The sequence below is a fragment of the Pleurocapsa sp. PCC 7319 genome, assembly GCF_000332195.1.
Classification (GTDB): domain Bacteria; phylum Cyanobacteriota; class Cyanobacteriia; order Cyanobacteriales; family Xenococcaceae; genus Waterburya.
Genome location: NZ_KB235922.1, coordinates 6,167,887 through 6,191,189 on the forward strand (window position 1 = coordinate 6,167,887; position 23,303 = coordinate 6,191,189).

26 protein-coding genes and 1 tRNA gene are annotated in these 23,303 nt (G+C 38.5%); 9 read left to right on the forward strand and 18 right to left on the reverse strand.

From position 1 onward, the window contains the following. Positions 1-10: 10 nt before the first annotated feature. Complete coding sequence (locus tag PLEUR7319_RS0131995) at positions 11-670, reverse strand: response regulator (RefSeq protein WP_019509331.1); 660 nt, start codon at positions 668-670, stop codon at positions 11-13. 14 nt (positions 671-684) lie between these two features. Then, positions 685-2,511 carry a HAMP domain-containing histidine kinase gene (locus PLEUR7319_RS0132000; RefSeq protein WP_019509332.1) on the reverse strand — a complete coding sequence of 609 codons (1,827 nt, stop codon included), beginning with the start codon at positions 2,509-2,511 and terminating at the stop codon, positions 685-687. A gap of 123 nt (positions 2,512-2,634) precedes the next feature. Between PLEUR7319_RS0132000 and PLEUR7319_RS0132005 the strand changes: the two genes are divergently transcribed. Further along, positions 2,635-2,714 (forward strand) — tRNA-Leu (locus PLEUR7319_RS0132005). Positions 2,715-2,838: 124 nt separating this feature from the next. On the opposite strand, the gene PLEUR7319_RS0132010 is transcribed toward PLEUR7319_RS0132005, so the two are convergent. Next, entirely contained in the window at positions 2,839-3,519 is a 681-nt protein-coding gene (locus PLEUR7319_RS0132010; RefSeq protein ID WP_019509333.1) for a rhomboid family intramembrane serine protease, read from the reverse strand. A 19-nt stretch (positions 3,520-3,538) separates the two neighbouring features. Then, positions 3,539-3,736, reverse strand: coding sequence for a DUF751 family protein (locus tag PLEUR7319_RS0132015; protein ID WP_019509334.1), 198 nt, complete (start codon positions 3,734-3,736; stop codon positions 3,539-3,541). An 80-nt stretch (positions 3,737-3,816) separates the two neighbouring features. On the opposite strand from PLEUR7319_RS0132015, the gene PLEUR7319_RS0132020 reads away from it, so the two are divergent. From PLEUR7319_RS0132020 to PLEUR7319_RS0132030, 3 genes are all read left to right on the forward strand, one after another. After that, on the forward strand, positions 3,817-5,196 hold the full coding sequence (locus tag PLEUR7319_RS0132020) for a cell wall metabolism sensor histidine kinase WalK (RefSeq protein ID WP_019509335.1): 1,380 nt from the start codon (positions 3,817-3,819) through the stop codon (positions 5,194-5,196). Positions 5,197-5,885: 689 nt separating this feature from the next. Beyond that, positions 5,886-6,392 carry a hypothetical protein gene (locus tag PLEUR7319_RS0132025; RefSeq protein WP_144054409.1) on the forward strand — a complete coding sequence of 169 codons (507 nt, stop codon included), beginning with the start codon at positions 5,886-5,888 and terminating at the stop codon, positions 6,390-6,392. Positions 6,393-6,471: 79 nt separating this feature from the next. Next, entirely contained in the window at positions 6,472-7,764 is a 1,293-nt protein-coding gene (locus tag PLEUR7319_RS0132030; protein WP_019509337.1) for a homoserine dehydrogenase, read from the forward strand. A gap of 227 nt (positions 7,765-7,991) precedes the next feature. On the opposite strand, the gene PLEUR7319_RS0132035 is transcribed toward PLEUR7319_RS0132030, so the two are convergent. Beyond that, positions 7,992-8,480, reverse strand: a complete 489-nt coding sequence (locus tag PLEUR7319_RS0132035) for a hypothetical protein (RefSeq protein WP_019509338.1) — start codon at positions 8,478-8,480, stop codon at positions 7,992-7,994. A gap of 84 nt (positions 8,481-8,564) precedes the next feature. On the opposite strand from PLEUR7319_RS0132035, the gene PLEUR7319_RS0132040 reads away from it, so the two are divergent. Beyond that, a complete protein-coding gene (locus tag PLEUR7319_RS0132040) occupies positions 8,565-8,996 on the forward strand; it encodes a DUF29 family protein (protein WP_019509339.1) in 432 nt (143 codons plus the stop codon). Positions 8,997-9,101: 105 nt separating this feature from the next. Here PLEUR7319_RS0132040 and PLEUR7319_RS0132045 read toward each other — a convergent pair whose 3' ends face one another. From PLEUR7319_RS0132045 to PLEUR7319_RS0132070, 6 genes are all read right to left on the reverse strand, one after another. Beyond that, on the reverse strand, positions 9,102-10,184 hold the full coding sequence (locus PLEUR7319_RS0132045) for a TIGR00341 family protein (protein ID WP_019509340.1): 1,083 nt from the start codon (positions 10,182-10,184) through the stop codon (positions 9,102-9,104). A 28-nt stretch (positions 10,185-10,212) separates the two neighbouring features. Further along, on the reverse strand, positions 10,213-10,863 hold the full coding sequence (locus PLEUR7319_RS0132050) for a ComF family protein (RefSeq protein ID WP_019509341.1): 651 nt from the start codon (positions 10,861-10,863) through the stop codon (positions 10,213-10,215). Positions 10,864-10,969: 106 nt separating this feature from the next. Continuing rightward, positions 10,970-11,575, reverse strand: a complete 606-nt coding sequence (locus tag PLEUR7319_RS0132055; protein ID WP_026102918.1) for a HEAT repeat domain-containing protein — start codon at positions 11,573-11,575, stop codon at positions 10,970-10,972. 214 nt (positions 11,576-11,789) lie between these two features. Further along, entirely contained in the window at positions 11,790-12,284 is a 495-nt protein-coding gene (locus tag PLEUR7319_RS0132060; RefSeq protein ID WP_019509343.1) for a bleomycin hydrolase, read from the reverse strand. Between the two features lie 97 nt (positions 12,285-12,381). Further along, positions 12,382-12,936, reverse strand: coding sequence for a bleomycin hydrolase (locus PLEUR7319_RS0132065; RefSeq protein ID WP_019509344.1), 555 nt, complete (start codon positions 12,934-12,936; stop codon positions 12,382-12,384). 278 nt (positions 12,937-13,214) lie between these two features. Beyond that, the gene (locus PLEUR7319_RS0132070) at positions 13,215-14,174 is read right to left on the reverse strand and encodes a FecR family protein (protein ID WP_237743653.1); all 960 of its coding nucleotides are present in this window, start codon (positions 14,172-14,174) and stop codon (positions 13,215-13,217) included. A gap of 306 nt (positions 14,175-14,480) precedes the next feature. On the opposite strand from PLEUR7319_RS0132070, the gene PLEUR7319_RS0132075 reads away from it, so the two are divergent. Next, positions 14,481-14,828 carry a hypothetical protein gene (locus PLEUR7319_RS0132075; protein ID WP_019509346.1) on the forward strand — a complete coding sequence of 116 codons (348 nt, stop codon included), beginning with the start codon at positions 14,481-14,483 and terminating at the stop codon, positions 14,826-14,828. A gap of 75 nt (positions 14,829-14,903) precedes the next feature. Here PLEUR7319_RS0132075 and PLEUR7319_RS0132080 read toward each other — a convergent pair whose 3' ends face one another. The 3 genes from PLEUR7319_RS0132080 to PLEUR7319_RS0132090 are packed head-to-tail and all read right to left on the reverse strand — an operon-like array spanning position 14,904 to position 16,493. Then, complete coding sequence (locus PLEUR7319_RS0132080) at positions 14,904-15,278, reverse strand: 4a-hydroxytetrahydrobiopterin dehydratase (protein ID WP_202804272.1); 375 nt, start codon at positions 15,276-15,278, stop codon at positions 14,904-14,906. 38 nt (positions 15,279-15,316) lie between these two features. Continuing rightward, positions 15,317-16,246: an acetyl-CoA carboxylase, carboxyltransferase subunit beta gene (accD, locus tag PLEUR7319_RS0132085; RefSeq protein WP_019509348.1), complete on the reverse strand. Its 930-nt coding sequence runs from the start codon at positions 16,244-16,246 to the stop codon at positions 15,317-15,319. Positions 16,247-16,274: 28 nt separating this feature from the next. Beyond that, entirely contained in the window at positions 16,275-16,493 is a 219-nt protein-coding gene (locus tag PLEUR7319_RS0132090; RefSeq protein ID WP_019509349.1) for a hypothetical protein, read from the reverse strand. Between the two features lie 182 nt (positions 16,494-16,675). Here PLEUR7319_RS0132090 and PLEUR7319_RS0132095 point away from each other — a divergent pair, with 182 nt between their 5' ends. Continuing rightward, positions 16,676-17,815 carry a glycosyltransferase family 4 protein gene (locus PLEUR7319_RS0132095; protein WP_019509350.1) on the forward strand — a complete coding sequence of 380 codons (1,140 nt, stop codon included), beginning with the start codon at positions 16,676-16,678 and terminating at the stop codon, positions 17,813-17,815. 84 nt (positions 17,816-17,899) lie between these two features. On the opposite strand, the gene PLEUR7319_RS38730 is transcribed toward PLEUR7319_RS0132095, so the two are convergent. The 3 genes from PLEUR7319_RS38730 to PLEUR7319_RS41530 all read right to left on the reverse strand — a co-directional run bounded on the left by PLEUR7319_RS38730 (position 17,900) and on the right by PLEUR7319_RS41530 (position 19,919). Next, the gene (locus tag PLEUR7319_RS38730) at positions 17,900-19,054 is read right to left on the reverse strand and encodes a hypothetical protein (RefSeq protein ID WP_026102920.1); all 1,155 of its coding nucleotides are present in this window, start codon (positions 19,052-19,054) and stop codon (positions 17,900-17,902) included. A 398-nt stretch (positions 19,055-19,452) separates the two neighbouring features. Further along, positions 19,453-19,620 carry a hypothetical protein gene (locus PLEUR7319_RS41525; protein ID WP_019509352.1) on the reverse strand — a complete coding sequence of 56 codons (168 nt, stop codon included), beginning with the start codon at positions 19,618-19,620 and terminating at the stop codon, positions 19,453-19,455. Between the two features lie 128 nt (positions 19,621-19,748). Next, positions 19,749-19,919 (reverse strand): hypothetical protein, encoded by a 171-nt coding sequence (locus PLEUR7319_RS41530; RefSeq protein WP_158441902.1) that lies wholly within the window; start codon positions 19,917-19,919, stop codon positions 19,749-19,751. 246 nt (positions 19,920-20,165) lie between these two features. Here PLEUR7319_RS41530 and PLEUR7319_RS0132110 point away from each other — a divergent pair, with 246 nt between their 5' ends. Further along, a complete protein-coding gene (locus PLEUR7319_RS0132110) occupies positions 20,166-21,794 on the forward strand; it encodes a peptide ligase PGM1-related protein (RefSeq protein ID WP_019509353.1) in 1,629 nt (542 codons plus the stop codon). Between the two features lie 43 nt (positions 21,795-21,837). Here PLEUR7319_RS0132110 and PLEUR7319_RS0132115 read toward each other — a convergent pair whose 3' ends face one another. Beyond that, a complete protein-coding gene (locus PLEUR7319_RS0132115) occupies positions 21,838-22,545 on the reverse strand; it encodes an ROK family protein (protein WP_019509354.1) in 708 nt (235 codons plus the stop codon). 142 nt (positions 22,546-22,687) lie between these two features. Between PLEUR7319_RS0132115 and PLEUR7319_RS37405 the strand changes: the two genes are divergently transcribed. After that, positions 22,688-23,275: an alpha/beta hydrolase gene (locus PLEUR7319_RS37405; RefSeq protein WP_019509355.1), complete on the forward strand. Its 588-nt coding sequence runs from the start codon at positions 22,688-22,690 to the stop codon at positions 23,273-23,275. Positions 23,276-23,303 lie beyond the last annotated feature (28 nt).

A 23,303-nucleotide genomic window follows, 5' to 3' on the forward strand; every position in this document is an offset into this window, starting at 1 on the left:
TCATCCCTTACTAAAGGCTTGGTCTAGCACTATCAGAATTTCTCGTAGCGCGATCAAGATTGTTTTTAGCTGGTTTATAAGTAGGATCTAAGCTAATAGCAACGCGGTAATTCTTAATTGCACTATCAAAATCACCTAAAGTTTCTTGTAGCCTGCCTAAAAAGTCGAAAGCTTCCGGTTTAGAAGGATCTGAGCCGATCGCCTTTTTCGCTTGAGCGACCGCATTATTAAAATCTCGTTGTCTAGCGGAGTTTTTAGCAGATTTTAAGCTGGATTTATATTCTGATGCTGACTCGACTGAGTCTTCTGTTTCTAAAACATTGTGAACTAGATTTCTTAATTCTTTGGGTGTGAAGGGTTTTTGCAAGAAATCAACAGCACCAAGTTTCATTGCTTCTACCGCATTGTCCACTGTGCCGTGAGCGGAGATCAAGACAATTTTAATCTCAGGATATTTAGAGATCGCCTCTTGTAAAAGCTCCATCCCGTTCATCCCAGGCATTTTTAGATCGGTAATAATTAAGTCGTAGCGATCATTAGTTAACTGCACCATCGCATCCTTACCATCAAATGCAGTATGCACAAAATAATCGAGAGACTCCAAAGCCATACTTACAGTGCGTCTAATGTTCTTGTCATCATCAACTACTAATATTTTTGCTTGGGACATTAGTTGTATTTCTCCTAATTTGATTCACTATGACTTTTGGGTACTGTAAATGTAAAAGTACTTCCTCGACCAACAGTAGAATCTACCCATATTCTACCTCCGTGAGCTTGAACCATTTCTTTGCAGATAGCTAAACCTAAGCCACTGCCGCCAACATCTTTTTCTGTCTCTACCTGAACAAATTTATCAAATATTTTTCCCTGATACTCCAAAGGAATTCCTGCACCGCGATCGACAACAAATATTTCTACCCAGCTATTTCTTGACGTGGCACCAATTTTGATTTCTCCTCCAGGATCGCTATAGCGTAAAGCATTTGCTATTAAATTAGTTAATACCCAAATGATTTTATTGGCATCTACCTTAGTCTTTATATCTTCCGATAGAGCTTGTATAACCAAGGTAACGTCATTTTGTTCTGCTTGAATGTTCAAAGCAGAAACTGCTTTATCTAGCAAAAAGTTTACTTCAACATCTACAAAATCTAGCTCAATCTTACCCGACTCAATTTTAGATAGATCGAGAAGATCGTTAACTAAACCCTTTAACCTTTCCACATCTTCAACGGCAGTGTCTAACAATTCTGATTCGGATTCAGATAGTTTGTCTTCAGTAGTTTCTGCCAACAAATTCAGGCTCATTGCCATTCCTGTTAGGGGAGTCCGTAACTCATGGGAGGCTGTAGCCACAAATTCACTTTTAAGATTATCTAATTCTTTGAGTTTAGTGACATCCTGCAATAGTAAAATTGCGCCAATTACTTTTTCTGCTTCGGTAACTACAGGGGTGATCGCAAACTTATAATATTGGGTATGCTGTTCTCGTTCAACAGTCAAAATATCATCTTCTAGTTGGGGAGATTTACCCGTTTCCGCAGTATGTTTAAGATGTTGATAGAGAGTGCGATCACTAAATACATCCAGAAAATGATTGTTGGTTGCTAACATAGATTTAACATTAGCTATATTAGCTGCAATGGGATTAATCGCAATAATCTTGAGATCGCTATCGACCACAATAATTCCATCACCAATACTTTGAACAATCGCTTCGCTGCGCTGTTTTTCAACTATAACTTTGCCCACGTTAAGATCGCGAAACGCCTTAAGTTTTTGACTCATGGTAGTTATTTCTCGCGCCAACAAACCTAATTCATCTTTCGATTTAACTTGGAGCGCAATATCATATTCACCCCTAGCAATCTTTTCGGTTGCATTAGTCATTTCTGACAGTGGCTGAACAATACGACGGGTTAACAACAAGCTAAATCCTAATCCGATCCCTGCTGCGGTAGCTCCCGCGATCGCCATAGACCAAATTGCCTGGCTCGATATCTGTTGAGCATTTTCTGAAGCTGCTTCCATCGTTTCTTGGTTGATAATTCGCAGTTCAACGCAGCGAGCGCGTATCTGCTCAAATATCGGTAATATAGTTTGGTAGTAGTCTTCGGTAGTAGGATTTTCTTGCTGCTGTAACTGAAAAAAAGCCGTCAGATAATCTTGATAAGATTCTTCAATACTAGCAATAATTTCTTCTTCTCCTGAAATGGTAATGTTCCCCTCAGCACGTCCCAACCACTTGAGAAATTCAATCTGATTGCTGCGAAATTGTTGGCTACCGCGATCGCGATTTTCCAAGAGAAACAATAAGATGGCGCTATCTTGTCGCTCAATAGAATCAATGGTATTCTCTGCTGCGAGGATGCTATTGTAGTTTTCTTTTAGAATTGCTTCGCTGGCTTTACCCAAACGACGTAGATTGTTAATACCCCAAATACCGACTAGAACAACTAAAGCTAACGATAAGCTATAACCCAATAAAATTTTGTTTTTAAGCTTCATACTGAGTTTCTTCCCCATGCCCTATGGTCAATTTTCAGTAACTCATATTTTAATGACGACATTTCTTCAACATACCTTGTATCAATTACTCTACATAGACTATACTTATGGAAGTTAAGTCATGGGCGAGTGGCGGAATTGGTAGACGCACCACACTCAAAATGTGGCGAGAAATCGTGAGAGTTCGAGTCTCTCTTCGCCCATAATACATACAGGGTATATGTTTCAAGATTCTTCAATAATTTGGTTGAGTTCAATTTGGCTGGACAAATTTGGATTTTACCCAAAAATCACCTAAAAACGGGGGGGCATTGTGGTATTTATTTACTACCGACGATCGCTCATTAAACCCAACATAGGACCTAGGATAGCTCCAAAAATAAAGCCTCCTGCGTGCGCCCAATATGCTACTCCAGCAGATTCGGGCATTCCCAGAGAGGCAACGCTACTTATAGCCTGTTGAAGAAACCAAAAACCGAGAAAGAAAACGGCAGGGATGCGCACCGTAGTCCAGATGATAAATAAAGGTAGTAGAGTGACAATTTTGGCTTGCGGATATTTGATCAAGTATGCACCCATTACCCCGGCGATCGCGCCACTTGCACCTACGGTGGGAACTGCAGACTGCATTCCAAAGAACCAATGACTTAACCCGGCTAAAACACCACAAACCAGATAAAATAAAAGAAATTTAATGTGTCCCAGATCGTGTTCGATATTGTCGCCAAAAGTCCACAAAAAAAGCATATTACCCCCAATATGCATCAAGCCACCATGTAAAAATTGAGAAGTGATTAGAGTAGCAAGTTCTGGTACTGGTTGATTTGGGGGAGTTCCATTTAAGCTAGCACTTAGTTCTTGGGGAATAACTGCATAAAGCTGAAAAAAACCTTCTATTCCCGAACCTAAAGTCATTTGGTGTAAGAAAACCACTACATTAATCGCAATCAAGATATAAACTATGACTGGAGTGCTATAGGTAGGGTTTTCATCTCTAATTGGAATCATAATAGTTAAAATCTGGGGGTTAGCTAATGCCCAACATTGCTTCTAAAGTGAGATATAGTAGGGCAAAACCACCAACCAAAAAACCGACTAAAGCGATCGCCGTCACAGGATTTTTGAGAAAGGGCTTGAGTTGCTCAAAGAAAAACCAAAAAATCCCCGCAATAAGGCTAATTAGATAGCGAGGATAGCGAGAAACGTTTTGAAAAAAATCTTGCATTAATTTTAACTTCTTAAGTTGAGGATGTTAACTTTCATTCATTATTCAACATTGAACAATCAACAGACAACTTTCTGTAAATGAACTTACTATTTCAAGCAACTCGTCGTCGTCTAGCTTTATGGTATACAGCAGTTACGGCAGTTCTGTTGTTACTCTTTGCTATCGGGGTATATTTTTACGTTCGTAATACCCTTGTGGATCGCATTGATGACACCCTCAAGCACGTCGTAGAAGTAGTAGATCGGTCCTTAGTAATTCAACCCCTAGCAGCAACTCAAGGAAGATATGGAGTTAATGTTGATGCTAGTTTCAACCAGAATGTTAATGACTTAGAAGATGATCATATTGATCTCGAATGGTTTAATCCTCAAAGGGAATTGCTGTGGTCTACCTTTGAACAACCGATAGATTATCCTCTTCATCCTCATCGTAGTGGAGAAACTGTATATTTAAGTAGCGATCGCATTTTCCGGCAGATTGTACAGCAAGTAGAATTAGAACATCGTGTCTTAGGTTATCTGCGGGTCAGCCATCCTTGGTTTGAAGTCACCAAACCAATTAACCAGTTAACTAAAGATTTGATTATTGGTATTACCCTAATGGTAATTTCAGTCGGTGGAATAGGCTGGTTTTTATCGGGTATTGCTATTAAACCTGTCCAAATTTCATATTCGAGTTTAAAACAGTTTACTGCCGATGCTTCCCATGAGTTGCGTAATCCCATTGCCACGATCCAAACTAATGTCCAGATGGCATTAGCCTATCCCGAAGCTGAACCTCAACTGCAAAAAAGACAGTTACAAATCATTGAACGGTTAACCCAAAAATTGGGACGTTTAGTAAATGATCTTTTATTTCTCGCCCGCACCGATAGTGGGATAGCACAGCAAGAATGGCAACCCGTTCCGTTAGATGCGCTGTTAATTGATGTCATTGAAGAACAGAGAACTGCTGCGAACCAAAAGGGTTTATTTCTTTCTTTGCATATTGTTGAACCAGAAATTGATGCCAAAAATTTTAATGAAGAGGATATTTTTACCATTCAGGGGGATTGGAATCATCTCTCCCGACTATTCACCAATCTGATTGCTAATGCGATCGAACATACTGACACTTCGGCAGAACCTAGCGATGCCTCGGTAGAGGTAGAATTGAAACTAATTAAATTTACTCCCAAAACAATGCGTGTTAGGGAAACTCAGCGTCAATTTGAATTGCAAGTAAAGGTAACAGACAATGGACAAGGCATAGCTGAATCTGACTTACCCCATATATTTGATCGCTTTTATCGTGCTGATCCTGCTCGTTCTCCTCAACGGCGAATTAATACCCCCACAGGGGCTGGTTTAGGACTAGCGATCGCCAAAGCGATAGTGGAAAATCATCAAGGAAAAATTACCGCAAAGAGCAACTTAGAGCAAGGAACAACTTTTACCGTAACCTTTCCACTTTTTTAATTATTGATAACATTTTTTTGAACTTGGTTGTTAACTGCTGAAATTACTAATCTAAAGATAATTTAGCGATCAAAAGTATGCAATATAAAATACATTTTTTAAGTTTTATTTTAAATAATAGTTGCTATAAAAACTATAATGGCTTGTTATAAACAATACTATCGATAAGTCTTATTTATCCAAGTTTATAAAAATTTTTAGACTAAAAAACCATAATTTACTAGAGTTAATTCGTAGAAATGCGAATGTAGCGTTCCGAAGGCTACCCTAAAGGACTCGGCTTCGCCATCGCGCGGAGCGTAATCGCTTTCTAAAGCTGCGACTAAAAAAATGACAAACAGCAAAATTCGCTCTGTGCTCAATCAGTATCAATAAAAACTACAGGAAGCTGAACTAAATTGTACTATGGCAATACGGACTTACATTAGGGCACTTATTATTCATTACTCATTATTTACGAGCAATCAATAAACTTGTCCTAATACAACTTTGTACGGCTATATTATAGCGATCGCTGTCAAATTGGCGGTAGATATTGTACGTGAATTTGAATATGTAATTCAGCTTAGTTTACTTAAATTAATTCTGCCTATAGATGGAACAAGATAACTAATATAGCGTCTACAAGGAGATATAATTTAATTAATAATTAGGCAGTAAATTAAGTGTTCCAAGCTGCGCTCAAAAGAGTGAATTCATCAGTACTTAGACGTAATTATCAACGTAATTTAATATCTAAAAAGATTTATTGGTTATTATTACTGGAGACAAATTTGATTTTCAGTAGTTTACCTGTATTGGCTCAATCTAGCATTAGCAGCATTGTAATTGATCAAAATACTATTACTCAATCATTAACTGTTGAAGGAATGAGTGGTGGTATAATGACTGCTTTGGAAATAACTAATACTGAGAATACAGCTACAGGTTATTGTGATGGTTTTGTTAGTCGTCTACCCAATCATATTTTCAAATTAAACTCTTTTTTTGAATTCCTGAGGGTAGAAGTAGAGAGTCCAGCGGATACAACTATTTTGGTACAGGGTCCTGGTGGTGTTTGGTGTAATGATGATTCTCACGATGCCAATCCTATGATTGAAGGAGAATGGCAACCTGGAGAGTATAAAGTCTGGATCGGTTCCTATCAAGCTAATTCTAATAACAACTATCGCCTCAAAATTACGGGAAAAAAATAACCCAGCAACGAAAAAATTTAGCCAACAGACCCCATTACCGTTAATCTAGATAAAGTAAGTTACAGTCAGGACAAAAGTTGTGGCTTTCAAGATTGGTTTATTAGGATACGGTACAGTCGGCACAGGAACGGCAGAAATAATTCTCGATCCATCAGGAAGGAATAGTCTGCTAGGAAAAATAGAGATAGCCAAGGTGGGGGTGCGTTCACTGGATAAACAGCGATCGCCTGAACTCCCCCAGGGAGTTTTGACTACGGATTTAGAGGCTATTGTCACCGATCCTGAAATTGATATTGTGGTGGAATTGTTGGGCGGATTAGAACCGTCGCGATCACTAATCCTGAAAGCTATAGATCATGGCAAACACATTGTTACCGCTAATAAAGCCGTAATTGCCCGTCATGGGGCAGAAATTTACACTGCTGCCAATCAAGCAGGAGTATATGTTCTCTTAGAAGGGGCTGTAGGAGGTGGTATTCCTGTCATCAAGCCTTTAAAACAGTCTTTGGGGGTTAACCGAATCCAAACTGTAATCGGTATTGTTAACGGAACAACCAACTATATCTTGACTCAGATGACTCAAGAGGGGGCAGACTTTGCCGATGTTTTAGCTGAAGCTCAAAAGCTTGGTTATGCTGAAGCCGATCCCACGGCTGATGTGGATGGTTATGATGCGGCAGATAAAATTGCTATTTTGGCGGCGATCGCCTTTGGTGGGAGAATTAAGCGCGAAGATATTCCCTGTGAAGGTATTCGTCAGATCACTGCTACCGATATTAGCTATGCTGACGACTTAGGTTTTGTAATTAAATTATTGGCGATCGCTAAATCTAATCCAGATGATGACTCGCTCCAAGTAAGAGTTCATCCCACTTTTGTACCTAGAGAACATCCCTTAGCCAACGTTAACGATGTCTACAACGCTATTCTGGTTGAAGGGGAACCACTGGGTCAAGTAATGTTTTTTGGTCCTGGTGCAGGTAAAGGGGCTACAGCTAGTGCGGTAGTGTCAGATATCGCCAATATAGTTGCTATTCTGCAAACAAGCAATACTAATCAAAAGCTCGATCCTTTATTACGCTGCTCCCATGAACATTTCAGTGAGCTGACTCCCATTGCCAACATCAAAACTCGTTTTTATGCTCGTTTTCTCTGTCAGGATGTGTCTGGGGTCATTGGTCATTTAGGAACTAGCTTTGGCAACCATGATGTTAGTCTAGAATCGGTAGTCCAAATTGGCTTTCGCGACCATTTAGCCGAGATCGTGGTTGTTACCCACGATGTTCAAGAAGGCAACTTCCGTCAAGCTTTAGAAGAAATTAAAAACCTAGAGGCGATCGACAGTATTCCCAGTATTCTGAGAGTATTGTAATTAAAGGAGCTACGCTCCTAGCTATTAGCTATCAGCTGATAGTTTTTCAAATTAATGAGTCGCGCTCTAAGAAATTACTCTTGGCAAAAATACCAAGTATAGCGTTTCTCAAATAAGTGAGGTACAAATATAAACTTAGTCAAAAACCTGAAAACCCCTATTCTCTATTCCCTATTCCCTGACTCCAACAAGGTGTATCTCATTAATACGAGAAACGCTATAATAGCTTATTCACAGTTTTCAGTTAACAAAGATAAAGCTAATTCAAAACTATTTGATTGAGTTTGAACAGCATAAGCTTCTCTCTCTATTGCTTGGCTATGAGTATCAATATATCGTTTAAAAAAAGGTTGAGCTTGTTTAATCGGCTCGATATCTAAACCTAAAGTTTTAACTGTGCCCTTTCCGGCACAAAATTGAGCAGCATGAACGGTTTCATGGATTAAGACAGGATTACTAATACCTAATTCAAATACAATTGGATTAATCCAAATAGATTTACTAGTAGCATTTAATACGCCATAAGGTTTTCTGACTCGGCGACGATTAAAATCTGGTTTCTGGCTGGCTAAATTAAAGTCTGGTGGAAGAGCTATGTTCACCTTGAATCCATAGCTTTCTAGCTGATTTTTTAGCTGGATAAATTCTGGATTAAAATTAAGATCAGAGGATTGAGCGATTAAGATTACTGAACTTAGTAATAAAGATTTCAACATTATTTTAGTACCGCTGCGAGAAAGTTAGGCTCGAAAAAACAAGCTTTGACTGCTGGATAACAGAACAAAGAGAAAATTAAGGCAATGTATGAGTTAACAGAATTACGCCACAGTATAGAAACAAAAGACTACAGTAAGGCTTTGACAATTATTGATGAATTAGAAGCAATGTCCCTGGAAGATAAAATCAGCAGAATTTACAGCTACGGGGTAATATTGCTAATCCATCTAATTAAGCAAAGTGCAGAACAAAAGACAACACGCTCCTGGGAAAATTCTATTAAAAACTCTGTTTTTAGAATTAAAAAAACTAATAAAAGAAGAAAAGCAGATGGCTATTATTTACAAATTCAAGAGCTGGCAGAAACTCTTGAGGAAGCTTTTGAGGAAGCCTTAAGAGAAGCATCTCTAGAAGCTTTTGGTGGTGCTTATAGCGAATTACAAATACTGGAAAAAATTAACAAACAACAGATCCTTAATGATGCTTTAGATTTGATCAAACCTGATGATAATTGATTAAAAGTATGTTTTGACGAGCGACCCTGATGAGGTTTCCTCATCGAAGGAACGCGCGAGTTTGGAAATCGGATTTAGTATAAATTCTAAATAGGAAAGCTAAGGCTAATCGAGAGGAAGATAAATATTTTCAATTGGTACTACTTTAACGTTCAGCTCTACTTTTTTGTCTAGTTTCTGAGCTAGTAGATTTCTGACAACTTTCAAGCGATCGCGATTAATTGAATTAGGAGGAGCCATAACTTCCATGTCTATGAAAATATTATCTTGTTGTCGTCTAACTTCTATTGAACGAATATCACTGTTAGAAAAAGTAGCTATCTGATTGCGAATTATTTCATTGACGTTGTAGCGGACATTGTTTTGTAAAATTAAACCTCTCAATGACAAACTCAAAGGTAAACCGAGAATTAGCAGAACACTAATGGAGAAAATCAGTCCTTGTTTGGCTCTGGCAATACTGCCATAAGATTGAAGTAACAGAATAATTACGCCACTAAAAATAATTCCTGTCAGGTTAGTTAAAAATAATAACAATGCTCCCACTGCAAGAGAACTTTCGCCTAAAGCAAAACCAATACCTACAACGCTAAGAGGCGGAACTAGAGCAACAGCGATCGCTACCCCAGGTAAGGCATCGGCAATTCTGCGTCGAGTATTGGCAAAAGCCCCTGCTGCCCCTGCTGCCAAGGCAATAATCAAATCAAGTAAAGTAGGATTTGTACGAGATAAAATTTCTGAGTTTACAGTCTTTAAACCAACTAATTGGACAGTTAAATAAGAGATGATGACTGTAAAAATAACTCCAGTTAACAAAGTTAGAAAAGAGCGTCGCAACAAGCGTCGATTGGCAACTGTTGTCGAGTAGGCAATACCTGTAATGGGTCCAATCAGAGGCGCGATAATCATGGCACCAATAATAATAGCTACGCTATTGGCTAATAATCCTAATGTGGCAATTACCCCAGATAAACCCAGTAAAAAATAAAAACTTAAAGAGGGAACAGAAGCCCGCCAAAGATGTCGATTAAGACTGGCTACTGGGATCGGTTTTTCTGCTAACCAATGCCAGTCACCACTCTGACTATTCCAAAATTCTTCCAAATTTTTGGCTTGGACGGGATATTTCTGACGAAAATATGATTTTAGCCGAGCATACCAACCAACATTGGGATTGAGTATTAACATAAGAGAAATTAGTCGATCAACAGTAGATTTACTGATTACTGATTATTGATTTAGCAACTACTACTGCTCCAATCACTTCGATCCTTTGTTGTCGTAAAATCTTCGCTGACTCCTTGATCGTAGTTCCCACAGTATAAATATCATCTAAGAGTAACACAGGATGTTTAGGTAATTTATGACCGATCTGAAAAGCATTCTCTAAGTTTTTCGTTCTCTCCTCTAAACTTAAGTTAAACATCGCTTGTGTATCTCGCACTCGAATTAAAGCCTGAGAATTTAAACCATATCCTGTAATTTGACAAAAACTTCTAGCTATAATTTCTGCTTGATTAAATCCTCTCTTCTTTAACTTTTTACTATGTAGCGGAATCGGCACAACAGTTATTTTTGCTAGGGGTTTAATCAAACCACTATGTAACCAAACATCACCCAATAATTTCCCTAAAAGTCCACCTATATCTGGTTGATTTTGATACTTCATTAAAGCGATCGCTCTTTTTAATTGTCCATCATATCTACCCCAGGCAAATACAGATAGATTATTCCAAGAAATATTACGATCCTTTAACTGATGACTCAATAATTTTTGTTGACAATATTGGCAAAGAGATTCTGAAGTAGTACGACTACAAAATAGACAACGAGATTCCAGAAATACCGAGATAAGTTGCTTCAACATATCCCTAGTTTTCCCAGAATCACTAAGAAAAATTGGCTTTACTGATTTAAGATCTGAAATCGATAAAACAAGGTTCGTAAATAGGACTTACAAAGTTAAAATCATACTAACTGTTATACTTCATGACCATCTCCAAACGAGATAAAGCACTAGTTGCTGATTCTTGAATGTAAGGATCAGCAGATTCATCATTACTCAAATTAGTTAATACTTCTACTCCTCTAGGATCCCCCATTGAACCAAGAGCATTTAAAATTGCTACTCCAACTGCTAGGTTTTCACTAGTGTTTAGGGTCTCTACCAAAAGATCGAATACAGGGGGGCCGATTTCACCTAAGGTCATCACCGCAGGAATATTGACCACCGGATTAGGATCATTCAGTGCCTGTTTTAATCCTTGGATACCTTCCTCTGGCATTTGTACCTCTGGATGATTAACTACTACCTGAGCCAAAGCTTTAGCACAGCTTGAGCGCACTGTAGCATTATCACTATTGAGCAAAGAGTCAACCACAGAGGGAACAACATCGGCACCAATTATCCCTAATGCTTTTACTGCTGCTCTCCTATAGGTTACATCTTCTTGGTTGAGAATACTCATTAAGCGAGGAATAGTATTTTCATCTCTTGCCTCAGCTAATTCCAGCATTGCTTTCCTACGCAAATTTGGGTTTGGATGTTTAAGTTTCTCGAATATTGCGTCTGTAGTCATCAGGTTTTATAGTTCTATTTTATAGCCGTACAAAGTAGTAATTGCTATATTTCTAAATATTTTAAAGTAGAGAATTACTCTAGCCATACAAACAATAGGAGCTTTAAGACTGATACTCAAACTAATTGAAGTCAAAGCAACAGACCTAAAGCCCCCATCTACCAAACAGAGATATTATCTATTTAGTTATAAAATTGGACTACTAATCAGCCTTTTAGGAAAGGGAGTTGATTACGTAGTCTAACAGAGCGTTATACTCAACTAAAGCTTGAGAAGACATATCACGAGGAGCACAACCGCGATTACGTGCAAAAGTCAAAGCTTCTACGTAAGGTGCAGTAGGCAAGTTTAAAGCGCGATATACTTCACGTTGTCCAGCAATACCCCACTCGTCTAAAGGACCAGTACCACCAACAACTAGACAGTAGTTGATTAGGCGCATATAGTGCTTGACGTCACGAAGACATTTGCTTTTGAAAGTATCAGTAGAGTTAGCTTCGCCATCGTTGTTCAAGTAAGAATACTTCTTGATGCAAGCATCATAAGCTTCTTGAGCAACGTTATCGATGTTGCTAGCTAGTTTTTCAGCAGCTTCCATACGAGCATTAGCACGTTGAAGACTACCTTGAACTGACTCTAGGTCAGAAGTAGAAGGGAAGCGTCCTGCAGCGTCGGCAGCAGTAACAACTGTAGTTACAACAGATTTCATAGTTTTGGATATCTCCTGAATTGCTTGTTATAAAAGTGACAACATGACCACTTTATGCCAATTTGTTAAGGTTATTGGCTAGATTAAAAGGGATTTTCTAGCTAAGGGCAGAAATTACACGGTCAAAATAGCTAGCTGCTTCAGAAGTGATTGCAGAACAGTCACCGTCGATCATTTCATTTTTCTTGTATCTGTTTCCAGCCTGAGCTTCGGTATTGTTACCGTTGATATGAGCTAGAGAAGAAGCTTTCATAATACCAACTGCACGACCAGTGGACTGAAGAGGTACACCAAGAGCAGTGTAAGTTTCTTTCAAGCCATTCAAGCAGCGATCTTCTAGTACGGAAGCGTCACCAGATAATAGAGCGTAAGTGATATAACGAAGAACGATTTCACCATCACGCAAGCAAGCAGCCATACGACGGTTAGGATAGCAATTACCACCAGCTTGAATTAAGCCCTGGTTTTCGCAAATCATACCAGCAATAGCGTCAGATACGATGCAACTAGCGTTACTAGCAACAACATTAACAGCGTCTAAGCGTTTGTTTCCGTCTGAAATAAAGTTTTTTAGAGATTGTAGTTCTTCACCACCGATACAAGCAGTTTTGCTATCTGCACTTACTACAGCTCTGGAAAAAGCGTCAAGCATTGAGCTCTCCTTAATTGTGACAACAAATTTAATTTTTATTTAATCTGACAGATGCATCAAGTTCACCCATCGATATTGAAGATAAAAGATTTCCCGCACTATAGTCTCTTTTATCAAAAACAAAGTAATAATCTGTAATGTTTAAGTAAATCTTGTTACACTTTCTGTAAATTACTCAGATATTGGCTCAGACATCGGCATTGTATTAACACCAGAAAACCTCACAGTTCAATAATCTTTGGTTTAATGAAAAAAATATTTTCATTGCTTAATCTATCTTAATTTTTGACCGGTTTACGATTTCTTTCTAATCCGGGAAAAGCTTGATTTTGCTTGCAATAATTACCTAACCAAGTTACACCGCTTAAAGAACGAAAAGGAATGACCGATAAATCTGTTTCTGGTATTTCGAGATTAACTCGAGCTCCAGAAGCTTCAACTCCTAATAATTGTAGTAAAGGTGATATATTTGCAGTTTCGACATTGAGTTTACAAAAACCCTGAAGCCAAGCAATTTGATTTTGTAAAGGGTCGATTGCTTCTGCTTGTACTGCTCTAATAGTAGTTTGTGCTTCAGGAGGTTCATTAGCAATCATGGCCTCCATTTCTTCAGGTCTGGCGCCTAAACCGGTTGATAGTTCTACAGTTTCATAAAACATTGGCAGTACAAAATGTTCCACTAGACCTACTACTCCCTGAACAATTGAGACAAATTGACCAGCTTGTAATTGGAGTGTGACATCACCATTTGTACTGGAGACTTTAACTAGACCTGCGGGACTATCAGTTAAAACTCCGATTAAAGAAGCATTATTTTTAGGAGTATGCTGAACGAATAAAGCTGTTCCTTGGGATACTACTTTAGCTTGAGGAGTATTGATGGTACTTTGTCCCTGGTCGGGACGAATCATAATTAGGGCAGCACCACTAGTTAGCTCAAAACGGCGTTTACCTTGAGGAAAACGAAAAGTCGTTCCGGCACCTGTTCTAACTAGTGTGCCTTCATTAAACAAAATATCAGCACGAGAATTTGCACCAGTACGAACAGAATCTTTGGGGGTAATTGAATCGCCAAGTTTAGCTGGGTTCCAATTTGGTCTACTTTTGTAATTTATATCAACCTGATTACGGATTTTATAAATTTTAGCTTGTTTAATGACGGTGCTAGCTAAAACTTGATGGGAGTAAAAGCCCACTAAACATAAGCTTATGCCTAGCTTTTTAAATAAGTGAGCCATAATTTTAGGATTTGAAGGCAAAAACTGCTGCATAAAAAAAAAGGAGCAGACGTATTAAGACATTACGGTAAAGTCAACCTAATATTTTGACTTTCTAAAACAGACATACAATACAGTATGTATTTTGTAAGTCAGCGATACCAACGTAATCTTTACCGCATTACACTTTATCAACCTTATCAACAAACAATAAATTTCTACAATAAGTCAGATTATTTGAGAGCAAGGCTTAAATCTTCAATGATTTTTTACTTGTGATTCATAAGACAACAAACTGAGTTATTTTATAGTGGAGTTGTTCAAATTATGTTTAAGCAATTAGTTTCCCTAGCTGTTATACCTGCTGTGTTTGCCTTGTCTACAGGATTGGCTTACGCCAATGACATTGAAGTAAAAACTGGTAACATGCAGGTGTCTGTACAAAACGGTAAAGTTCAAGTTAATTCTGGTTCTAATGCCGCTAAAAACTCTTCTTGGTTAAATCGTCTGAGTAACCTGAGAATATTTAATGGTCGTTCTTCTTCGTCTTCTGTTGGCTCAAATATGAACTGCGATCGCCGTTCTTCTGGTCATTCAACTACCAGCAGCAATAGCTCTGGTACAGCGGTATCTCGAAGCACCAGTACTTCAACAAGTATGACTTGTAGTAATTAGTTTTTGGGAGGGAGAGGGTATTAAAAGTATCCTCTCCTTTGTCTGGTCAAATATTAACTATTTCGGAAAAAACTTTTATTCGGCTAGTTGAGATATAGTTTGGGCTAAATCAAAGTCTTTTTGGGTTAATCCCCCCGCATCGTGAGAGGTCAGCGAAACTTCGACTTTATTGTAGGAAATAGCTAGATCTGGGTGATGTCCTGCTGCTTCTGCCGGTTCAACCAGCTGATTAACAAAAGCGATCGCCTCAACAAAGTTTTTAAACTCAAAGGTTCGAGTCAAGTTTTGGTCTTCCTGCTGCCATTGGGGAATGGTTTGAATTTTTTGATCAATTTCAGTTTGAGTTAAGGGCATTGAATCTGCATTAAGGGGTTGAGATAAAAAACAAAAAATCGTTGCCATAACCAAAAGCAATACTTTAGGTAACGGCTGCTTTAAAACTGAGAACATCGTTTCGTTGTCAATATAAATAACTTATTAATAGTGTCTTAAACTGTCTCACTAATTTCAGGATGGTGATAATGATTATTTTGCTCCAAGGGTGACATCAGAGTGTAAAAAGGCTGGTGCAAACTAATTAACTGAGCCAAGGTCTTTTTGAGTTGAGTACGCGGCACAATTGAATCAACAAAACCATGTTCTAATAAATATTCCGAAGTTTGGAATCCTTCTGGTAATTTTTCTCTGAGGGTTTGTTCAATAACTCTTCTTCCTGCGAAGCCAATTGTTGCCTTGGGTTCAGCTAAAATAATATCTCCTAGCATAGCAAAACTAGCAGTGACCCCTCCCATAGTGGGATGAGCTAATACGGGTATGTACAATAGTTTTGCCGCTTGATGGCGTTGCAAAGCCCCGGAAATTTTTGCCATCTGCATCAGGCTGAACATACCTTCTTGCATCCTAGCTCCTCCAGAGGCACAAACTATTACCACGGGGAAACGTTCTGCTGTAGCGCATTCTATTAAACGACATAGTTTTTCACCGACCACAGATCCCATACTGCCACCCATAAAGCGAAAATCCATTACTCCTAGGGCAAGGGGTAGACCATCAATTAAACCTGTTCCTGTTTTCACGGCATCAGTTAAGCCTGTTTTGGCTTGATAATCTTGCAATCTTGCTTGATAGTCTTTGCGATCGCGAAATTTCAGAGGATCGATAGGGCGTATATTTTCGTCCAAAGGTTTCCAGGTCTTAGCGTCAATCAATTGTTTAATTCTTTCGTCACTATCAACTCGGTGATGATAGTCACATTCAGCACAAACCAATTGGTTAGCCTGTAAATCCTTAGTATAGGTAACAGAGCCACAAGAACTACATTTTGTCCATAATCCATCAGCAATTTCTCTTTCTTGCTGTTTTTGCATCGGTGCTTCGGTTTTTCTGATATTAGCAAACCAATCAAATAAGGAAGACATAATTAAACTAAATTTTTTTTATAGGGTTTTATCTTATTTCTTGATTATCTTCTGGAGGACTCAAAAGCAACAAAGCTGTCCACTGGTCTTTAGATCTTACCTGCAAAGCGGCTTGACTTCCCTGTCCACAGTAAACCCCTGCACCAATATTAAGCACACGACAAGGAATATCGTAAGCAGTTAATATTTGCTGCATTAACTCTGCCTCCCAGCGACCTTTAGTCGTTTTTAGTGTAATCCAAGACACTGATTTATACTTTTTTTCCTAACAATGTTGGTCAATCCGTTTATTTTAGATACACATAACCAACTTGCAAATATTGTAAGATTTTTGGGGAAGTTATCAAAAGTTTAAACTCAACAAAATACTTAATTAACTTTCTCAACAATTGTATTAAAAGCTTTTGGGCTAGACTTCAAGTAAATATCATGACTCATAAATTATTAGTTGTTACAACTGTCTCCGTGACAATCCATGGATTTTTGCTGCCATTTATTAAGCACTTTAAGAGTTTGGGTTGGCAGGTTGATGGCATGGCTCAAGGACTTTCTGCTGATTCAAAATGCGTTGCGGCTTGCGATCGCGTCTGGGATATTCAATGGTCACGAAACCCTCTCGACCCCAGAAATCTAATGGTTGCTGTCCCTCGAATCCAAGAAATAATTGCTCAGGGAAATTATGATTTGGTTCATGTTCATACTCCTGTAGCGGCTTTTGCTACCAGATATGCGATCAGCAAATTAAATATCAAACAAAAACCTCGAGTTATTTATACAGCGCACGGATTTCATTTTCATCAACAAGGTAATCCTCTGACAAATTTTGTTTTCTTAAACTTAGAAAAGCTGGCTGGTAATTGGACAGACTATTTGATCACTATTAATCGTGAAGATGAAACTGCTGCCAAACAAAATCGCCTCTTGCCATCCGAAAGAATTTTTTACACATCTGGGATTGGGTTAGATCTCAATGAGTATAATCCCAATCAAGTTTCTGAGTCAGAAATTATTGCCGTTCGTCAAGAATTGGGGCTTAGTTCTTCAGATTCTTTGTTACTCTGCGTAGCTGAGTTTACCCCCAATAAACGTCATCGAGATCAGATAATAGCCTTCAAAAAACTCAATCGTTCTAACATTCATTTAGCATTTGCTGGAGATGGTGCCACGCGCCCTGAACTAGAACAATTGACCGCTAAGCTGAGTTTACAACAACAAGTTCATTTTTTGGGTTTTAGACAGGATATTCCTGCTTTAATTTGCTCAAGTGCTGCGGTTCTTTTAACTTCTCAAAGAGAAGGTTTACCCCGCAGTATTATGGAAGCGATGTGCTTGGGAACTCCTGTGATTGGCACCAAGATTCGTGGTATCCAAGATTTACTAGAAGATGGCTGTGGCTTGCTAGTAAATTTGGGGAATGTAGACGAACTTGCCCAAGCTATGGCACAAATAGTCGATGAGCCAGAAAGTGCGAAACTAATGGCGCAAAAAGGTCAAGAAAAAATAGCTGATTATGATATCAAACAGATTATTGAGCAATATACAGATATTTATCATTTTGCGCTGAATTAAACATCAGTGTTTATGCTCTTTAACCGATAGGTCTATTTGAGGTTAATCAGCCTTGAGCATTTGACAATGCGTTTTTTCAATTCTTTAATTTTCCAAAATTGGAGGACTGTGCAAGACATGTCCAATTGAGCTAAATTCTTGCCACCTGAGTATTGAATTTTTAGCCTGTTGATAGTACGGAAAATCTTGAGGAATTAACGCTGCTGCCTCAATTGCTTGCTGATATTCTCCCTTGGCAGCGCGATCGTTGGCTATCAAATAGATCTGCTTACTCCATTGCCTAATTAAACTTTGAGCTTCATCATATTCCTCAACTCCTGGGGATATTTGCCGTAAAATCCTAATTGCTTGATTGTAAGATGAAGCTTGATTGGGATTGATTATTTTTTTGGCTCCTGCTAAGTAATTTTGATAAAGATTTTGTCTTTGCGCTTTTAATTGCCAATGAAGAATTGCATCTGTTGCTTCCTGAGCAACAAATTCAGCAGAAGATTCATCTTGAGGGATAAGCTGGGCAGCAGCGATCGCACCAGCAAAGTCTTCTTCATCAGCTCTTCCCTGAGCAATGTCTAAAATTACTTCACTCCAACGATTGATATCAACTTGTGCCTGATGGTAAAAAGGAGAATCTGGTTCAATAGCTCTAGCTTTTCTAATTGCTCGATTAAACGAGGAAGCTTGATTATCTTGTAAATGAATCCTGCCACTATTAGGAAAACTTCTTGCTTGGTGAGAATTTAATTGCAGGTGCATTTTTACTTTCTCCAACAAGTTACTAGCTTGAGAAGAGGTCTGGAATAAAAGGGGCAACATTAATATGCTACAGCCTACTATTAACAACCAACGCCACCAAAATCTATGATTTGCTCCAGAATAGACAGGTTTAGATTGAATTATCTGATCGGGTTGGGAATCGCTATAAGAAACAAAATCACGAGATTTAGTAACTACTTGGTTGGAAAAAATGTTGAGTGGAATTGGTGATGAATGAACAAAACTGGGTAGCCTAACAGTTGCCTCCAGCTTGATAGCTTCGTCTGTCGGTGATTGTCGTCGCGATTGCGCTCCGTTCATCAGCGAAGTTGATCTCGAGTAATTAACGTCCTCAATCTTAAAAGATTTAATTTTCAAGCCAATAGGCAGAGGAGTGATTTTGTGCAGTTTTTTCTGAACAGGTGGACTAATGAAGGGAAGAACTGGTGATTTATAGATGTTTAATGTTGCTCCGCAGTTGTGCATACTAAGAAAATCCCTCTCCAAAAATAAGCTAGGCTAAAAAATGAAAGTGTAGTCGCGTAATTGTGTGATGTCTAATGACAAAATGACTCTTTAACTCAGGAAAAATAAGTATTACTGGTTAAATAATCCTTTCCTGAATAGTATAGTGACGAAATTAACCATTTTTTGTTCTATAGTCTACTAACTTTAAAGAATTGTTTTATCAATAATTGTTAAGAGTTCTTAGCAGTTCTTACACCAGCAAATAAACTACTTCTGCATTTGTCTAGTTAGACGAATCCACCAGCTAGCTTACGCTTGAACAGGTAGATTCTCATTTCCTTAGAACTTGGTCAGTCGTAGATTTTTCACACCCACTGATTCCTGGTAGATTTTCTTTTTCGAGTTTAATCAGCTTGTTATTTGCAACTATTTTGATGATTGATTAGAAAAAAACGACGTAAATTTGAACTCACAGTACTAGGTATATCAAGTATTTTTTCAAACAAATCGATTAAATATTGTTGATTATTTTTTAATTCGCGATCGCTTATTGTTTGGGCTTCTCGCTGCAAGAGAATTTTCATAATTTACTCCTATTTATTTGTACAAGAAGTATTGTTACTAGTCATAAATAAACTTTAGCTATTGGGATTGTGAGTAACAAAACATTGTATACATGGAAGACATGAATACAATTAATAGTTAAATATTGCTAATTCAACAGACCTCTGGCATGAATTAGGCGATCGCGTATTTGATTCCTTGATATCCCGTGCCCGCTGTCCTCTGCCCGCTGTCCGCTGCCCGCTGCATTCCGCAGTTTAAAGCCCGTATTGCGACAATCGCTCACGGGGGCTTTCCCCGCCAACGGACTGTCTGGCAAGACCGCGTTGTCGCGCTATCTGATTGGCTGATAGCTGATAGTGAGACACTTCGTTGCGAGGGTTCCCCTCGTTAAAGAAAGTGTCGTTGGCGGAGCCTTCTTGAAGAGTACCCGAAGGGCTGATAGCTGATAGCTAGGGCGAAGCCCTTCACAGATTTAATAATTCTTAAAAACTTATCTCAAGTATCGAGATTCCGGGCGGGTTAACATAATGCTGGTAATTTCTCTGAAAGTATCAATCTTTTAATGAGCATAGTGGACACATTTCATCCTGAAGCAGCAGAACGTTTTAGAAATCTCCAAAATCAGCTACGAGAATGGACAAAATCTTCTGTTGAGGGAGAACTTTGGCAAAGTGTAGATATTTTTGACCAGGATGACTACGATATTTTAGTTATTCCTTCCTTTAGTATCGATCAGCAAGTAGGAAGTAAAGTGTCAGGTTTTTTGCATTACGAAGAGAGATTACTGTTTTCCCTAATTCGCTTACGTAATCCTCTGACCAGGGTTATTTACATTACGGCTCTTCCCCTGTGTCCGATTGTAATTGATTACTATCTGCAATTACTTCCAGGAATTCCCTTTTCCCATGCCCGCGATCGCTTGTTATTAATTAGTACCTATGATGGTTCGCTCAAGCCCTTAACCCAAAAAATCTTAGAGCGTCCTCGTCTAGTAGAAAAAATTCGCCGCGCTTTACGTCCTAATAAGTCTTATATGGTTTGTTATAATTCCACAGATTTAGAACAACAACTATCTTTGAAATTAGGTATTCCTATGCTCGCCGCTTCTCCTGAAGTACTTTATTGGGGTTCCAAAAGTGGTAGTCGCGAAATCTTTGCTGAGGCAGGAATTCCCCATCCTCCAGGTAGCTATACGGTGAAAAATATTGCCGATTTAGTCCGAGAAATATTTAATTTATGGCAAAGACATCCAGATTTAAAGCGAATTGTCGTTAAACTCAATGAAGGCTTTTCCGGGGAAGGCAATGCTTTATTATATTTAAAACCAATTCAAGACTATCTGCCCAATCAATGCGAACAGGAAAAAACTCTCAATGCCATTACTAAACAACTGGAAAATATGAGTTTTCAGGGGGCTGGTGAAAACTGGTCTACTTTTGCTGCTCGTATTCCTGAATTAGGAGCAATTGTAGAAGCTTTTATCGAAGGAGAAATCAAGCGATCGCCCAGTGTTCAAGGCTATATTAGACCATCAGGAGAGGTAGAAATTGTTTCGACCCATGACCAGATTTTAGGTGGTCAGGATGGCCAGGTTTACGAAGGTTGCTATTTTCCTGCTGATTCAGCTTATCGATTAGAGTTACAGGAATTAGGACTAAAAGTAGGGGAAGCTTTGGCAGCGAAAGGAGCAATAGAGCGTTATGGGGTGGATTTTATTGCGGTGCAACAACCAGAAACTAAACAGTGGGATATTCAGGCGATCGAAATTAATCTACGCAAAGGGGGAACAACACACCCGTTTATGACCTTAAGATTATTGACTAACGGTAGATTTGATTATGATACGGGGCGATTTCTCAGTCAACAAGGGCAAGAAAAACATTATATTGCCACCGATAATTTACAAAAAGAACAATATAAAGGGTTATTGCCCAACGACTTAATGGACATTATTGCCCAAGAAAGATTGCATTTTGATAGTAGTAGTCGTACTGGGACAGTATTTCATCTCATGGGTGCATTATCGGAATTTGGCAAATTAGGTTTGACCAGCATTGGCAATTCTCTAGAAGAAGCTCAAGCAATATATGATCGAGTGGTAGCCGTGTTAGATCGAGAGACAGAATTTCTTAATCACATCGATGATCCTCAAGATACTACCTTGCCAATTAATTGGAGCAGTAATCAATAATTACTGATTACTGATTACTGATTACTGATTACTGATTACTAATTTAGCTAGCCCAGAGTTTAATCCCTCCCAATAATCCCGATACGTTGGGCACAATTTTGGCATTGCTAGGTAAATCAAAATTGATATTTTTCGTCTCTCCTCCACCAATATAGAGAAAATCGTAGCTGAGAAGACGATCTAAGTTGGCGATCGCTTTTCCCAAACGATTGTTCCATTTCTTTTTGCCTTCTTTTTCTAGGGCTGCTCGACCCAGTTGTTCTTCGTAGGTTTCTCCTTTGCGAAAAGGATGATGTCCCATTTCTAAATTGGGAACTAATTTTCCATCAACAAATAAAGCTGAACCAAATCCCGTTCCCAAGGTAATGACAAGTTCTACACCTTTACCCGAAATTGCTCCAAACCCTTGAATATCAGCATCATTTGCCACTTTGACAGGCTTTGATAATAACTGAGTCAAACTTGAGGCTAAGTCATACTCCAGCCAATCTGAATCCAAGTTGACAGCAGTTTTAATCACGCCATTTTGGACGACTCCTGGGAACCCCACAGATACTCGGTCATATTCCTGTTGTTTTGCCAAAGTAAGAATGGTATCGATTACGTCTTTGGGTTTGGCTGGTTGGGGAGTTTTGAGTCTTTGGCGATCGCTAAGGGGACTACCTTCAGTGTCCAATACCATTACTTTGATACCACTGCCACCGATATCTACAGCTAGAGTACGGTGGGATTGATTAGGTTCATTTGTCATGTTTATTAAGAGAGAAGATCAACTTGTATATTTTTTATCGTTACTGGGAACTATTAAGAATAGTAATTAACACATTTAGATCACATACTATCCTGACAATCTAAATCTAAAATTTTGGGAGATAGATATATTAATAATAAGAATGAAAATAAAATACTTTATTACTCCAGTCTATATTTCTTATACTTTTATTACTATCAGCATAATTTTATCTGCCTTAGCCGTTAAGTCCCAACCAGCGATCGCAGCAGAAAAAATAAAACTAATTTATGGTCCTTTTAATGGCAGAATTTCGGTTGAATCTTTAAAAAAATATGCCGATACTGGAGAGATGACTCGTGAATTTCGCCTTTATTCTAAGTTTTTAGACCGAAAAACATTGGCTAAATTACGTTATTGGCTAGGATATCGTTTTAATAGCGATCGAGTTGAACTTTATAAATATACTAATACATCCGAGGGAGAAAAATTTCTTCAGGAATTAGGTACTGTAATTAAAACCCATCCCGAGCGCAACGGTTTTTACGCTATTCGTTCTGCACTCATTGAAGCTGCAGATATACCGGATAATTCTGATGGTTGGACAATTATAGAAGCTATGCACCAGTTTCCTACTGACGATCTACAAATAAATACCCGAGATTTATTTAAATTACAAAGATTTTGGTCAGAGTCAGAGGGTCGCAATAAACCGGATTTAACAGTGCTTGGTGCCAAAAACCAGGAGTAGCTATTTAAATCCTCAATCGACACACAAT

Coding starts and splice junctions, on each gene's coding strand:
- PLEUR7319_RS0131995 (WP_019509331.1), bottom strand. CDS start 670: ATGTCCCAAGCAAAAATATTAGTAGTTGATGATGACAAGAACATTAGA.
- PLEUR7319_RS0132000 (WP_019509332.1), bottom strand. CDS start 2,511: ATGAAGCTTAAAAACAAAATTTTATTGGGTTATAGCTTATCGTTAGCT.
- PLEUR7319_RS0132010 (WP_019509333.1), bottom strand. CDS start 3,519: ATGATTCCAATTAGAGATGAAAACCCTACCTATAGCACTCCAGTCATA.
- PLEUR7319_RS0132015 (WP_019509334.1), bottom strand. CDS start 3,736: ATGCAAGATTTTTTTCAAAACGTTTCTCGCTATCCTCGCTATCTAATT.
- PLEUR7319_RS0132020 (WP_019509335.1), top strand. CDS start 3,817: ATGAACTTACTATTTCAAGCAACTCGTCGTCGTCTAGCTTTATGGTAT.
- PLEUR7319_RS0132035 (WP_019509338.1), bottom strand. CDS start 8,480: ATGTTGAAATCTTTATTACTAAGTTCAGTAATCTTAATCGCTCAATCC.
- PLEUR7319_RS0132040 (WP_019509339.1), top strand. CDS start 8,565: ATGTATGAGTTAACAGAATTACGCCACAGTATAGAAACAAAAGACTAC.
- PLEUR7319_RS0132045 (WP_019509340.1), bottom strand. CDS start 10,184: ATGTTAATACTCAATCCCAATGTTGGTTGGTATGCTCGGCTAAAATCA.
- PLEUR7319_RS0132050 (WP_019509341.1), bottom strand. CDS start 10,863: ATGTTGAAGCAACTTATCTCGGTATTTCTGGAATCTCGTTGTCTATTT.
- PLEUR7319_RS0132055 (WP_026102918.1), bottom strand. CDS start 11,575: ATGACTACAGACGCAATATTCGAGAAACTTAAACATCCAAACCCAAAT.
- PLEUR7319_RS0132060 (WP_019509343.1), bottom strand. CDS start 12,284: ATGAAATCTGTTGTAACTACAGTTGTTACTGCTGCCGACGCTGCAGGA.
- PLEUR7319_RS0132065 (WP_019509344.1), bottom strand. CDS start 12,936: ATGCTTGACGCTTTTTCCAGAGCTGTAGTAAGTGCAGATAGCAAAACT.
- PLEUR7319_RS0132070 (WP_237743653.1), bottom strand. CDS start 14,174: ATGGCTCACTTATTTAAAAAGCTAGGCATAAGCTTATGTTTAGTGGGC.
- PLEUR7319_RS0132075 (WP_019509346.1), top strand. CDS start 14,481: ATGTTTAAGCAATTAGTTTCCCTAGCTGTTATACCTGCTGTGTTTGCC.
- PLEUR7319_RS0132080 (WP_202804272.1), bottom strand. CDS start 15,278: ATGTTCTCAGTTTTAAAGCAGCCGTTACCTAAAGTATTGCTTTTGGTT.
- accD (WP_019509348.1), bottom strand. CDS start 16,246: ATGTCTTCCTTATTTGATTGGTTTGCTAATATCAGAAAAACCGAAGCA.
- PLEUR7319_RS0132095 (WP_019509350.1), top strand. CDS start 16,676: ATGACTCATAAATTATTAGTTGTTACAACTGTCTCCGTGACAATCCAT.
- PLEUR7319_RS38730 (WP_026102920.1), bottom strand. CDS start 19,054: ATGCACAACTGCGGAGCAACATTAAACATCTATAAATCACCAGTTCTT.
- PLEUR7319_RS41525 (WP_019509352.1), bottom strand. CDS start 19,620: ATGAAAATTCTCTTGCAGCGAGAAGCCCAAACAATAAGCGATCGCGAA.
- PLEUR7319_RS0132110 (WP_019509353.1), top strand. CDS start 20,166: ATGAGCATAGTGGACACATTTCATCCTGAAGCAGCAGAACGTTTTAGA.
- PLEUR7319_RS0132115 (WP_019509354.1), bottom strand. CDS start 22,545: ATGACAAATGAACCTAATCAATCCCACCGTACTCTAGCTGTAGATATC.
- PLEUR7319_RS37405 (WP_019509355.1), top strand. CDS start 22,688: ATGAAAATAAAATACTTTATTACTCCAGTCTATATTTCTTATACTTTT.